This window comes from Aporhodopirellula rubra, from assembly GCF_014192335.1.
GTDB classification, from domain to species: domain Bacteria; phylum Planctomycetota; class Planctomycetia; order Pirellulales; family Pirellulaceae; genus Rhodopirellula; species Rhodopirellula rubra.
The window spans coordinates 104,355-117,136 of record NZ_JACHXU010000020.1; the positions used below are offsets into that span (position 1 = coordinate 104,355).

Annotated in this window: 11 protein-coding genes and 1 pseudogene; 4 read left to right on the forward strand and 8 right to left on the reverse strand. The window is 53.9% G+C overall.

Features of this window, described 5'->3' with window-relative positions; all coding sequences use genetic code 11:
* Positions 1 to 83 precede the first annotated feature (83 nt).
* Entirely contained in the window at positions 84 to 1,073 is a 990-nt protein-coding gene (locus FHS27_RS22990; RefSeq protein WP_315854667.1) for a metallophosphoesterase, read from the forward strand.
* 694 nt (positions 1,074 to 1,767) lie between these two features.
* Here FHS27_RS22990 and FHS27_RS22995 read toward each other — a convergent pair.
* Both FHS27_RS22995 and FHS27_RS23000 read right to left on the reverse strand, forming a co-directional pair.
* Positions 1,768 to 2,904, reverse strand: a complete 1,137-nt coding sequence (locus tag FHS27_RS22995; RefSeq protein WP_184307410.1) for a hypothetical protein — start codon at positions 2,902 to 2,904, stop codon at positions 1,768 to 1,770.
* A gap of 448 nt (positions 2,905 to 3,352) precedes the next feature.
* Complete coding sequence (locus tag FHS27_RS23000; protein WP_184307412.1) at positions 3,353 to 4,291, reverse strand: archaemetzincin; 939 nt, start codon at positions 4,289 to 4,291, stop codon at positions 3,353 to 3,355.
* Positions 4,292 to 4,712: 421 nt separating this feature from the next.
* Between FHS27_RS23000 and FHS27_RS31195 the strand changes: the two genes are divergently transcribed.
* Positions 4,713 to 5,732: a hypothetical protein gene (locus FHS27_RS31195; RefSeq protein WP_246420648.1), complete on the forward strand. Its 1,020-nt coding sequence runs from the start codon at positions 4,713 to 4,715 to the stop codon at positions 5,730 to 5,732.
* A 1-nt stretch (position 5,733) separates the two neighbouring features.
* Here the strand turns inward: FHS27_RS31195 and FHS27_RS31715 are convergent.
* Positions 5,734 to 5,955, reverse strand: a pseudogene (locus tag FHS27_RS31715) (hypothetical protein); the annotation flags it as partial.
* Positions 5,956 to 6,249: 294 nt separating this feature from the next.
* Between FHS27_RS31715 and FHS27_RS23010 the strand changes: the two are divergent.
* Together FHS27_RS23010 and FHS27_RS23015 are read left to right on the forward strand one after the other, a co-directional pair.
* On the forward strand, positions 6,250 to 6,531 hold the full coding sequence (locus FHS27_RS23010; RefSeq protein WP_144059229.1) for a hypothetical protein: 282 nt from the start codon (positions 6,250 to 6,252) through the stop codon (positions 6,529 to 6,531).
* Between the two features lie 119 nt (positions 6,532 to 6,650).
* The gene (locus tag FHS27_RS23015; RefSeq protein WP_390854324.1) at positions 6,651 to 7,124 is read left to right on the forward strand and encodes a YbjQ family protein; all 474 of its coding nucleotides are present in this window, start codon (positions 6,651 to 6,653) and stop codon (positions 7,122 to 7,124) included.
* Positions 7,125 to 7,220: 96 nt separating this feature from the next.
* Here FHS27_RS23015 and FHS27_RS23020 read toward each other — a convergent pair whose 3' ends face one another.
* The 5 genes from FHS27_RS23020 to FHS27_RS23040 are packed head-to-tail and all read right to left on the reverse strand — an operon-like array spanning position 7,221 to position 12,424.
* Positions 7,221 to 8,465 (reverse strand): hypothetical protein, encoded by a 1,245-nt coding sequence (locus FHS27_RS23020; RefSeq protein WP_246420650.1) that lies wholly within the window; start codon positions 8,463 to 8,465, stop codon positions 7,221 to 7,223.
* The gene (locus tag FHS27_RS23025) at positions 8,414 to 9,427 is read right to left on the reverse strand and encodes a hypothetical protein (RefSeq protein WP_184307416.1); all 1,014 of its coding nucleotides are present in this window, start codon (positions 9,425 to 9,427) and stop codon (positions 8,414 to 8,416) included. The genes FHS27_RS23020 and FHS27_RS23025 overlap by 52 nt, the downstream gene beginning before the upstream one ends.
* Complete coding sequence (locus tag FHS27_RS23030) at positions 9,424 to 10,818, reverse strand: multiheme c-type cytochrome (protein WP_184307418.1); 1,395 nt, start codon at positions 10,816 to 10,818, stop codon at positions 9,424 to 9,426. Before FHS27_RS23030 ends, FHS27_RS23025 begins: the two co-directional genes overlap by 4 nt.
* A gap of 36 nt (positions 10,819 to 10,854) precedes the next feature.
* On the reverse strand, positions 10,855 to 11,265 hold the full coding sequence (locus FHS27_RS23035; protein ID WP_009102132.1) for a hypothetical protein: 411 nt from the start codon (positions 11,263 to 11,265) through the stop codon (positions 10,855 to 10,857).
* A 37-nt stretch (positions 11,266 to 11,302) separates the two neighbouring features.
* Complete coding sequence (locus FHS27_RS23040) at positions 11,303 to 12,424, reverse strand: DUF1559 family PulG-like putative transporter (protein WP_449224080.1); 1,122 nt, start codon at positions 12,422 to 12,424, stop codon at positions 11,303 to 11,305.
* Positions 12,425 to 12,782: the final 358 nt, after the last annotated feature.

Here is a 12,782-nt window from a genome sequence, read left to right on the forward strand (position 1 = left end):
CCAGCATTGAAACATTCGATTCAGTGCCGAGGTGAATCTCGCCCGGGGCCTGTATACTGTTACGTCAATCGAACAAGATCGTAGTGAGACAATTCAGTGATCGACGGCGGGACGTCTGTCTGATTCAATTCGAAACATCATGGGGTGAACAGAACGTGGGCAGATTTGTTGCAGTGGGCGACATTCATGGATGCAGCCAAACGTTGGCTAAGTTGTTGGAAATTCTTGACCTGGAGCCAGGCGACACACTGCTCTCCACGGGCGATCTGTCATCCAAAGGTGAAGACTCTCGCGGCGTTCACAGCCAGATACTGGAACTGGAGCAGCGGGGGGTGAACGTCATCGTGCTGCTGGGCAACCATGAACTCATGCTGCTCGCCATGCAACGCTCCGTCGGCGCAAATGTCGACTTAGACGCGTACCCTGAGTCCCTGTTCCGAGGAGCAGCGATCAGTTTCCTGATGCGTGACAACGAGACCTGGGCGACCCTCAAATCCTACGGACTCGAGAGCGCGGACGATCCCGAGCTATGGGCATTTCGGCACGACGATCCCCAACGGCATTTTGACAAAGTCTCGCAAAGGCTCAACGACATCGATTGGAAACTACCGCAAGCTCATCTCGATCTGCTGTGTCGATGCAAGACACATCACATCGAAAGAAACTGCCTCTTCGTCCATTCAGGAATCCGACTCGCTCACGTTAAAATGGCCGATGTCCATCGAGCCGTCGACGCACAGATTCAAGACGACGCAAGAGAACTTTGCTGGAATCGCGATTCATTGGGACATCAACCGGGTTTCCCGGAACTCATGGTCCATGGCCACACACCACTCTCCTATCTGCACTCATTCGTTCCAGACACCAAACCCTGGCGTGACGATGAGCTGGTGTTTAAGTCAGTCATTCATAACGGGACGCTCAATCTCGACAGCGGCGTGTTCCTCGAAGCCGGCCACCTAACCGCCGTCGAAATCCCCGAGGATGGACACGGCCCAAACTTCCATTTCATTCGCGTCCCACGGCTAGACCCCGTCTGCAAAGATCGCCTCTGGCACCTCAATTACATGTGACCCCGGTTTTCCGAGATCGCTGCGTCTAACGGAAACATCCGGTGATTTCTCATACGTTGCAAAAGCTAGTGGTGCCCTCAATTGCAAAATTTGCATGCGTCTGCGTTTGTTCATAGAACAGGCCTCGCCTAATCGAGCGTTTCCTGGAGCAACTCTCGTTAGGACTGCGGCGAATCAGGCAGTGAATAAAGAACGATGGTTCTAGAGCATTTCGATTCACGACTCCCCGTTCAACGTCACTTGCTTCGCGAGGAGCAGATTCGCCCCTCCGCGGGATCACTTTCCGAAAACACGAGGACGCTTCCTTAGCATGACTCAGATGCACGCACGTGACCTACATGGCAGGGGCAGGAATGTCTGATTTGCAACCGAAACAAATTCGTCCCCAACTCGGTTCGGAGCAATCAAACAGAGCTGCGGTGATATTCATTCTTGCGGTTGTGCTGATCGATGCCGTTGGGGTGGGCGTCGCTTGGCTTATACCGTGGCTTCGCAACTATGGGCAGTAGCGAGTCGCCTGAGCGATTGACCACGAGCGGGCTCGCTGTGCTCCAAAACGCATTCGGTGATGTTCGAATGATCGCTGACAACGGACAAAGGTGAGGGCGATTTCCTGCGTATTTCTTAGCTAGAATCGTCCCAGGGATGCGAGGTGTCTAAGCGGATGTTGCGATAGCATCACCGATTGGATTGCTTACCTTTCTTCTTCCGGAGTGGTGTGTTTGGGAAGCCATCGGACTTCGAGTGGATTAAATCCACTTGTTGCTTGGCGACTCGTGTTGAGCTCGATTCGAGTGACGCTTCCCTCCGGTGATGTCAGTGTTGATTTCAGGATGCCATCGTTTGTAATGAACGTCTTGATCTGGTGCTTCTGATATAGCTTGCTCATTTCAGTCAGTTCTTTCATCAGTTCGCGAAAATGATCGGTGAACTGAGGTGCCTGGCCCCAGACCTGCCTGTTGAAGTCGTAGAACGAAAGCGTTTCTGTACCGGACAGCATCGCTTGATACGCCATCACCCGAAGCTCATCGATTTCGGGAAGTTGGTTCTTGGGCGGGTGAATCCACGTTTGCAAAACAACGACGAGAGGCAATTCACGATCCGCTAGATGCATCACCTTCCGGCTTCGTTGCATGATAAAAAAGACATCACTGAGCGGAGCTTCATGAATGTCGGGGTAAGGCATGATTCGCATCACGTCGGCCGCACGATAGAGCAGTGAGTAGTAGCGAAGCTGCGCGTCCGTTAATGAGGCCATCGGTCCCCAGTGAGAGATTTCGATTTGCACCAACGGAAACTCTTTGCGAATGATGGGCTTCAGACGCTCATACAGATCGACGTAAAAACGGAAATGCGTTTCAGGTGAGTTGCGTTCAGGTTCATCCTGCACGCTGAAGCCGATCAGTGTTCGTGGATCGACCGCACGAGCCCACTCGATTCCTCGCTCGATATCCTCCGGTGAAGTCTGATGTGTCCACCAATGACCGAGCACGACTTGCAGCCCCAGACGCGTTGCGGACTCATGCAGTTCAACGCGATCCAAGATCACTTGGGTAAACCCCATCGATTTCAATTCGCGAAGATCAGCTTCGGAATGCGGACAGTACATTTCGAACCGCTGCGTCATCCGACAACTTACCGGCACGTCGATGAATTCGTCGATATTCTGGCTGCGAATTTCCTCGGGATCTTTCGAGGACAGTGGAAGATTCGAACTTGGCGATTCTGATTCGCGAGACGCATCTTGGGCGATCACAAACACCGGCGATACAAGAAGGCCGGCCACGAACACGAGAAATCGAATCGCACTGGGTATCGAGACAAAATTCATTCAACATGTCCTGCTATTCGAAGCGGCCGAGTATTGACGTTGGGCCGATAACGTCAGACCAGTTTAAATGATGACATCTCCGCTCACAGCAACTGCACACGCCAGAATTCAGCCCCGATGTTCGGATACTTCGACGACATCCTTTCAGGAAACACGTCGGCTGTCTCGAGTCACGCGAAACATGCGTTTCCCAACAGGTGGCGGTGCAGATCAGGGAACAATCGATAGCAGATTTGAGTTCGCCACATCACTTGAGGGACAGGTAGGCATCGAACTACGGTCGTCTGCCTCGTGCGTTTCAGTCAAGATGCTGTCTGGACAAGGGCCAACTGGAGATCAAGGCTCCAAGATAGTCAAAATGTGGTGACGCGATAAAGTCAAACGAATGATCTTCTGCCGCGGCGTGCGTTTGATGGACTCAAACGCTCGGTCCTTTGAACGAGAATACTCAGCGCCGCGTCGCTTTCAACGCGTTGGCGTAGTACTCGGCTTCGTCGTCGAGTTCATGTTTCTGACAAAAATCGAGCAGTTTCTCGAATCGTTCGACCGGGTCACTGTTGGTTGACCAGATGATTTTGGCGACACAATTAGGGCAAAGGTACAACGGTCGCCGGTCGGATTCGGAAAGACTGTTGGATCCGCACATGTTGCATTCGTAGGCCGTGCAATGTGAGACCGAAAACATGTGTCCGGTCTCGTGAGTTGCGATTCGTAACGTCCGCTTCAAACAGAGTTGAAAGTTGGATTCGGGATCGCCATTTCGGTAGAGCGACCAAACGCCAACGCGTTCACGATACGTAGCCTGCCCGAATACAAAATTCCAATCGTCGTCGGGATACAAATCGGAAGTCGTAAAACAAATCAACGCGACGGCGTCTTTCGGTACCCGCGCAGGCAACATCTTTTCGAGCACGTAGGTCGACCGGATTTGGGGCATTCCCCATTCCGGATGAACGCGTCGGGCACCCACCGGGATTACGTCATCAATCGCCAACGAATCCAAGGTCTCAACACGACAATTGAAGTAGATCGAAAGAAACTCGGCACTCAACTCAACAATCTTGAGACGCGCCTCGTCGAACTCGCCCATTGGCAACACATAGAGGACGTTTCGCGTCGCGGTGAGTGTTATCGGATTCGATCGCACGTACCGAGTGAAGGTCTGGCCTTTTTCGTCATGCGATGCGAGCCAATCTCCCGGCTGAACCGGTCGCATCTTTTGATGAAGAGGTATCAATGCGTTCGACAATTGTCGAAGGTGTGTCATCCGTTGACGATCACGAGCGGTGTTCTGCGATTGGGCGGAGGTGCTCGTTGTGGCAACCAACAGAACGAGAAGAACGCAAAGCTTCATACGGTTGTCATCGAGATTCAGGTTATTCAGCATTGATCGGATTCCAGCAGCACGGTTGCTTGATTGCAAAGCCCACGAGTCTCATGGCCGGATTGTGAGTTAACAGAGCAATGTGCCCGCAGTCGCGGTTGACACACAATCGAACGATTTATACCACGCGGCAAGTCACCTTTTCGGATCAGAACCCACATTCGTGGATCGACGACAAACGAAACCAATTGAACGAGTAAAACGCGGCGACAACTTTTTGATCGCCAGTAGCAAATCAGAACGTTTTCCGCTTGGACTAAGGACTGATTGATGGGCAATCGGCTTTCGTCGACCAGCCTTGATCGATCAGTGAAATTCTCAGTTTCCAGAATCTCTTATATGGGCCAAACGAATGTCTATTCAATTTGCAAAGCGGCAGCTCGCGCTGCAATGACTCGAAACTCGTCAACTGATGGCCGGCGATATGTCCGTTCAACTGTTGCCCAACGGCACACAGTTTGACGTGCGGATCACCGGCGACAATGCTGATAACGCCGTCCAAGTTCGCCAACTTTCCAACGAAATTATCCAAATCACAGGTCTCAAACGCGATGGCAGCATCACGACAATCAACGGCAAAGAAAAGCCGTTCATCATCCCTCAGCGAATGCTGATCAATAGCAGCATACGAACGCTCGACAGTATCGATACTCGCACAGGTGACGGAGGTGACGAAGTGAAGGTTCGCGACGTTGTCCTCGACAATTTCGTATTTAGCGATTTGTCGATCGATACCGAGGGCGGTAATCGTGATGACTCGGAAGTTGTATCGATCAACAATGTGTTCGTCCAAGACGACATTTGGATCACGGCTGACCCGACTGCGCAGTCCAACGTGCGAGCGACGATAATATCGACCAAAGTGGGAGACGACATTGGCATCGCTCTCGGTGCGGGCAACGACGCAGTAACCGTGATCAATAGTAGTGCCGACGACATCAGTGTTCGCACACGTGGCGGAAACGATACGGTCAATTTCAGCACGACCAAAGTTGCCGATTTGCTGTTTGCCGACCTTGGCAACGGAAACGATTCGCTGCGTACTATCCGATCCGAAGCTGGTCGAGCCAGTTTTAACGGTGGCGACGGATTCGACACTCTGGACCTGCGATTTGGCGGAACGACCAACAACAATTTTGACCCGATCGCGTCTTCACGCGAGTTTCGAAAGGTCTCTCGTTTGACTTATGCGACGACGAGAATATCGATGAGTGATTTAAAAAAAGAATCGCGAGTTTCGTCGACTGGCATGTCGCCAGTCCGGCGGGGGCGGAAGATTGGGATTGGTTGGGCACTTGGTTCGGGAGAGCACGAGCTACCTAAAAGTTACCGGCCGAGCAATGAAGGTGTTTTGCGGAGGCATTTTCCGACGTATGCGTTATCCGTTCGCGGAGGTAATCTTGATCGGATTGAGAGAGTACCGCGACGGGGACCTGAATCGTGACGCCTGTATCCTTGCGGCGCAAAGAGATCGATTTGGAACCAGGCTTGGGGGAGTCGATCATCGAAGCGGTCACCGTGAATCGGCCATCGGCGGTTGACCATTGTCGTGCCGCGTCGATCTCGTCCGCCTTGCAAATGCAAACGGCAAGCACTACCGCACATTGGGACGCAATCAAATCAATAGCGTGCGCAATGTATTTTCGCTGCGAATGCATTCCGCCCATCTCATCCCTCTGGCAAAGTGGTAAACCGATCCCATATCGGATTTTAGCGGACAGGAATGCGGCCGTACTGGCTTCTGCCGATGCGTCGAGTGACCTTCAATATTTTTTCCCAAGGTGATGCGGCTGACTCGGCACGTGTTTTGCCATGGCGTAGAGTTTCCGTGACCTCTGTTGGGAAGCACAATACCGTAGGGGGTTTGGGCAAGGTAGACTTTCCCGAACTCGATCCCAGAACAGACGGTCTGATCGATTTACGAAGCCTCGAATGAGGCCGGCCATTTACAAACAATGAACATGAAACCAGTCAACTTCGCAATCGTCGCCGCCTTCCTCCTCGTTTTCTCCAGCACAGACGTCGCCTCGGCTGCCTCCCCAGGCTGGTCGCCCGTAATCATCGCGACAGGAGAATACCGGGAACAGATCAAGTCGCTTCCGATTGAGCAGCGTCCGAACCGCCCATTTCACTTCTATGGAAATACCGTTCGCCGACGGCACTACCGCGGTGTCGTTACGCCATCGCCACGAAGTATCGTGTCGCCGGTAACATCGTATGGAACGAGTTGGCTGCGACGCTAAGTCCGGAATCGCGGAAGTCTGGAGCTATGGGAGTGACGACTCATGGCGTCGAACGGCGGCGATGAGATATGCTGGGCGTACGATTTTTCAGTTGCCTAAACCTCAAGCCGCCCCAAACAATGCCTTGGAAATGTCCTCAATGCAACGGTGAGACCGACCTGGGGTTCAACATCTGTTGGACCTGCAGAGCTCCCAGGCCGGGGACTCAACCGGGCAGCGAGTTTCCGACGAACGATTTGCTCGTCAGCACGACTCCGTCGCTGCACACTCACAACATAGACCGATACGTAGGCCCGGTATTTGGTGAAACGATCTATGGTGCGAATATGATGCGTGACTTTCTCGCGGCGTTGACCGATATTACGGGCGGTCGCTCGCACCAATACGAGTCCGTTCTTGCTCGCGGTCGATCGACCGCAATTGCCGAAATGGCGAGACAGGCGAAATCGCTCGGCGGGAACGCGATCGTCGGAATGCAGATGGACTACTCATCGCTCGGAAACTCGATGCTCATGATCTGCTGCAGCGGAACGGCAGTGTTTGCGACGCCAAAACAGTCTGTCGACGAGCCGACGCAATCGTCGACGCCGTAAAGCAGGCTGCCAGCCTGCAACGACACTCCCTTGCCGAGTAACCAACGTATGTCGGCGTCGCTCGCGGGAGTGAGTCCGAACAGCACTCAATACCGATCAGCGCCGCGGAACGAGCCAACAGCCGAAATGATCTGTCGACATGGACGACAGCATGGAATCGGATTGAGCCTGCATCTCTGGAGCGAGCTGAACTGCTCGGGTCGTGTGTTCCGAAGCGAGTCGAGTCTTCTGATGTTCCCGGTAGCACTGCGCCAACAGCATGTGGTTTTCCGCGGTTGGTGCTAGCTCGACGAGTTGTTGGTAAGCGTGCTCTTCGGTACGTCGATGATTAAGACGTCGGGCAGCAAACCCGACTCCTTTCCATGCGCTCGCTAGACTGGCTCGGGAACGCTCGTTCATCGCTTGCGATTTCCAGTACGTCACTGCGGCCTGGTAGGCATGGAGACTTTCCTCAAAACGTTCGAGCCTTTGAAAACAGAGCCCAAGGTAATCCAGACTGATCGGTTCGAACCGAGGACCATGCGTGAGGGGTGATAGCAGTCGTATGGCTTCCTCGTTACGGTCCAATTGCATGAGGATCATGACGCGTTGGCCCAATTCGGATGAAGACGGCCGACGAGGCAACGGATGCTGAGTCGCCGAGTCGAGATCTTTTACCAGGGCGTCGAGCTCCACACTGAGTGCGTCGAGAGGTCGGTCTTGGATTTCGGTATTCGGATGCAGTTGCATGAGCATTTCAGCGTGTTGTTTCGCAAGTGCAAATCGACGTGACTGCAACGCCTTTTCCAACTCGATGCGGCTGCCCTCGGCTACCGAATCCACGTAAGCCGCCGGAACCAAGAGAGCGATCGAGATGAGCGTCAATTTTGCTGCCCAGGAACTTTCCAAAAACAAAGGCGATTGGGACGCGGTTGCAATAACACGCGTCAACATGACTACCACCAACGTCACCGCACAGGCGACGGTCGACCGGGACAGCGAGGCGACGATGAGACCGTGCCGGTTGATGATTTCGAGAGACGAAGAAAGCTGCAAGACGATGACTGCGGCGATGATTACGCCGAGACATGCGACCGCGTTCTGCTTTCGATTCGTACATTCAACACGGCTCACGATCATGAGCGTGACGGGGGCAGCCGCGAAAAGAGCAACCATCAAGACATCCCATCTCGCAAAGAGTCTTGTCACGCCACTCGGAGTCGCCAGTTGCCCGCACGTTAGCGTCGCTGCGGCAATGGTGATTGCGGCGAAGATCAGCCATCGGAATTGATGACTCGAAGACGCTTTGATCATGCTGCCACCGCGTTTGCGGACGTTGATTTCGGTTTGCGTGATTTCCAAATCATGCCGTCAAAGCAATAGTGCCAAAACGCGACGATGATATTGATAAACACCCAGAACTCGAAATAACCTCGTGAAAGCAGATAGTTACCCAGCCCGATGACGATAATGAAGATAGCCATAAAGGACACCCACACCGTTGCGAGGTGCGAGAGTATTGCCGATTGTGACGTCGCCCCTGACCGACTCATCGACCAGGTCACAATCGACATGTACTCCAATGAATGAAAGATTGCGGAGGCGAGCGCCAACTGCACGACCCACTGACTGTTTTCATAGTGCGACGCGAGCAGCAACGCGGTGAAAAGAGACATCACACTGATCAGGTAGGTGAGGCTCGCGAGGTTCGCATTGGATCCGTGGGCGTATCGGACGAGTTGCCGTATAACGAGACCGACCGGGATGATGAGGACCAGCCAGTCCACCGAAGCAACCCAGTGCCAATGCTCAAATGGTCCTGCGGTCCATCCCCATCCTGCGACGCGTGCGATGACAAAAAGCATGAATCCACGAAAGACAAATTTGTCGAATCGCGTTTTCGCTCCGCCCATGCTGGATTGCGACCGTCGTTGATAGATTTGGAACACACCATGATGCTGGGATGCGAAATGCCACGCGTTCCAGATGTAGTCGATCGCGCCCAAACACAGCAGCGATCCTGTTCCCATCTTCACGCAGAGGCATCCGATCAGGATGGCACTTCCGAACGCGATGAATTGACGGCGGCGGTCATGGCCCTTGTGGTGGTCGACTGCGACCAACGCTAGTGTGATCCAGCGATGGGGCGCGGTCACAAAATAGATTTGCCAGAACAGGAGGCTTTGATGGGTCGTGACGCCGCCCACTCGGTCTACCAACAGGATCAACGGCCAGCAGCAATTGATCACGAAGAACAGATCGATTCCCGGTGAAAACAGAAAACCACCTTGGTTGGTTCGAGAGGAAGTGATTGCTGCGCTCATGGAATGCGAATCCAATGGTCATGAAACGAGATGCCCTCCGACCATGGCACGGCTGGCATATGGCACTCGATGCAGTCTCCCGTCGGCTCGTGCGTGCAAACGGCCTGCGGAGCGTCAGCGAATGTGGCGGCATCGTGATCGGCGGACCTGTAATATCCGGAACCATGATCCGGGTTGCCATGACACCTTTGGCATTGTGCGATCGAACTCGCCCGGTCATGGGAAACGGTGTCGTGAGGGTCGTGGCAGGTTGAACAGGTCAGATGTCCCGGCGATTCTAAGTAGCATCGACTGCGTTTGATTCCATAGGGTTGGAACCGTGCTAGTTCGTCAGGTGTTGCCGACGGGTGGACCGATGTTTCATCCCGATGGCATGCCGCGCACGTATTCATGTACGATTCGGCGTTTTCGTATTTCAACCTCGGCTTGGCTTGTTCAGCGAGTCCTTGGTTGGCGAGATCCACATGATCTTTCCGAGGACCGTGGCACCGTTCACAGCCCACGTTTGCAATCACCATCGACTCCATAATCGGCAGCGATGGTGGGGAGGTCACTGTGCTGTGACACCCGAGGCAGGCGCGAATGTCGGAAGAGTCCAACGGCCGACCAAAGCATTCAATCGAACCTTGTTGGAAGTCGTCGAAGCGTTCATGGTCGGGCGTTAGTCCAATTTCGCTGGGACGGGTGGCGTCGTGACGGGGGAACGACGACCACCGCAATTCAACGCCCTTTTGCGTGATTTCATCCACCGCGATCGGTGTTTGTGCATGGGTTCCCGAACCGAGCAACCAGGTAACCGGAACCGCTACTCCGGGCGCGTTCGAATCATCTCGGACAACGAACGTGTCTTCCGTCGCAGTGAATGTAAACTGCTGCTCACGTCGAGAGTCCTTGTAGACTCCTTGGTTGGATAACGTGCTCGCGAGATCCGATTGCGGCATGAGTGTCAATGTGCGTGAGTGTCCCGATCGCTGATGAGCGGCGTACTCGGCGGCGTGGCATTCCGCACACGCCTGATCTCCAGCGAATGTGTTGGAAACGAAATTGCGCCAAGCAAATAGCGATTGTTGAGCACGCGGAGGTAGGTTTTCGACTCGCAACCGTCGATCGGGATTCACCGCGTGAACTTCATGTCGGTTCGTGCGATTCGCAGAGCCGCCCGGGGGCGAATTTCGTACGAACTCTTGATTTGAAATCGAAACGGAGGCCGCGTTGAGGACAGCCCACGCGACCATACCGGCCAGAAGTGCAGACGCGATAACGATGCGAATCGAGATGGGAGGAAGCGAAATGGTTGCGGGCTTCTTCGGCACGAAAACGAAAAGGTGTGGCAAGACGGCGATGGTGGTCTCATCGTCCTCGCGGAAGACGAGAGCGTTTTTCGACGCCACGGGTGTGAACGTCGAAAAACGCTTGAAGGGGAAGGATCAGCTAAGTGGAGCGTCTTTGATTTTCCACTTGTCGTCGACACGAATCAGCGTCCAGGTTTTCTCCGTTTCCGAAGCGGTGCTGGCTTTCGCGTTACGTTTTTCGCCACTGCCGGTGGCATGCACGCCACCGAAGATTTTGACGGGCACGGTCACGGTATCGCCGTCAAACGTTGCCTCTCCGGCGACTTCGTATCCGCGTTCGCTATAGTCTTTGCGATTCTCGGGTACTGATCCCGATACGAATGCGTTAGCGAATGATTCTTCGTCGCCCGCCAAATCGCCTAATCCCGCGACACTGGCAAACGCATTCTGCTCATCGGTCGGCTTCAGGCTTTCCGATGAGTCACAACCGATTCCCGTCAACGTACAAATCGCCAACGTGAAGGCAAACAATTTTTGATATTTCATGATCTTTCTCCGGTCGGATAATTGGTGCAATGAACGCTCAGTCTTCGGTAATGACTTCGTGGTTCTGCGCCGTGCTCATCGGACGCCAGATATTGAGATTGTCAACCGAGTCGGTCACGAATCGCACCGCACCGTCTGCCATCAGGACGTTGACACCACCAACGTGGTGACTACGAGCGGCAGCATAGACGGCAGCCGTGTCACGTTCTTCCAGACACGCCAACCGTGGCTTGGAATCTTCGAGGATGTCTTCATCGCAGGCCGCCAGAACGTCTTTTTCACTCGAGTTCGGATTGGCGTACGCGGAGAAGATGGTTGCCCCCATTGCTGGCGACATCCAAACACCGCGAATGTCATCGGCTCCACCACCGGAGATGATTTCGCTCATCGCCATGGTGTTGCTCAGACCATCCAAGAAGTCACGGCTCTTCATTCCGTTGCGGTTTTGGAAACGGTCGCCCGCAGTCGTCGAACTGCCGACGGTCGTGATGATTTTGTCCTGATCGACATAGTAGGTGCCGAACGCACCGCGTGTTTCTTTCTGCTCCCACGAGAGCATGTCGCCTGAACCCCAGCATGCGGCGTAATTGTTGCCTTTTGCTAACGCCTCGAGGCCGTAACTGCTGTCCGAGAACTGCGTGTAATCCGAAGGTGCCGAAGGGCACTTGTCGAATCCGGTCAACTGCTCACGCCCCAAATTTCCTTGGGCATCAATCGACTCGCAGTGGTCGCACGGGTTGCTCGTATGATCATCGGCACGGTCATCTTCACATTGATTCACTCGCTCCCACATTCCGGTTTGTTCCATGTACGGAAACAGCATTGGCAACCAGTGCCATCCCATCTCATTTTGCCCGTGCTGCCAGCCGCCGGTTTTGTAACGGTTGCCCGCCTCGTCATAGTTCACACTGCCTGGTGGGAACGCTTCAAAAGCAGCCATGTGGTTGTGCATTGCCAACCCGAACTGCTTCATGTTGTTTTGGCACTGCATCCGTCGTGCAGCTTCACGAGCGGCTTGCACTGCGGGCAACAACAGGCCGACAAGTACGCCGATGATCGCAATCACGACCAACAGCTCCACCAGAGTGAAGCCGACACGTTGGATCGGCGTGCGATGCGTTGATTTGGACTCAATAGTTCTTGTGACTGGGGAGACGATGGACACGCATGTCCTCCTTGAAGGGATAGGTTTGACAAACACCCGGCACGGTCCAACACAAAATTCGGTGACGGGCTCAACGCGGCAAACAATACCGATCGATTGCGTGTTTTCCGCAAACGCCATGTGAAGGAAGCGTGAATGGTATTACGCGGCTTCTCAATATCGGCCCAGGTCTCATTAACGTGAAAGCAATGAAGGTGTGTGTCCCTTTAGGCCAAAAGTTTTACGCGTTTTTTGAAGTGGGGCCGAGCAACCACCTACAGGGCGATGACTCTGCGTTCAGATGGCGTTGACCGTCCTGCAGTTGGCCGGCACCCTCGTTTTCGCAAAAGTGGACACACATCAGAAATTAACA

What these genes read in the sequence shown, in the direction of transcription:
- FHS27_RS22995 (WP_184307410.1), bottom strand. Translation starts at nt 2,904, where the DNA reads ATGAATTTTGTCTCGATACCCAGTGCGATTCGATTTCTCGTGTTCGTG.
- FHS27_RS23000 (WP_184307412.1), bottom strand. Translation starts at nt 4,291, where the DNA reads ATGCTGAATAACCTGAATCTCGATGACAACCGTATGAAGCTTTGCGTT.
- FHS27_RS31195 (WP_246420648.1), top strand. Translation starts at nt 4,713, where the DNA reads ATGTCCGTTCAACTGTTGCCCAACGGCACACAGTTTGACGTGCGGATC.
- FHS27_RS23010 (WP_144059229.1), top strand. Translation starts at nt 6,250, where the DNA reads ATGAAACCAGTCAACTTCGCAATCGTCGCCGCCTTCCTCCTCGTTTTC.
- FHS27_RS23015 (WP_390854324.1), top strand. Translation starts at nt 6,651, where the DNA reads ATGCCTTGGAAATGTCCTCAATGCAACGGTGAGACCGACCTGGGGTTC.
- FHS27_RS23025 (WP_184307416.1), bottom strand. Translation starts at nt 9,427, where the DNA reads ATGAGCGCAGCAATCACTTCCTCTCGAACCAACCAAGGTGGTTTTCTG.
- FHS27_RS23035 (WP_009102132.1), bottom strand. Translation starts at nt 11,265, where the DNA reads ATGAAATATCAAAAATTGTTTGCCTTCACGTTGGCGATTTGTACGTTG.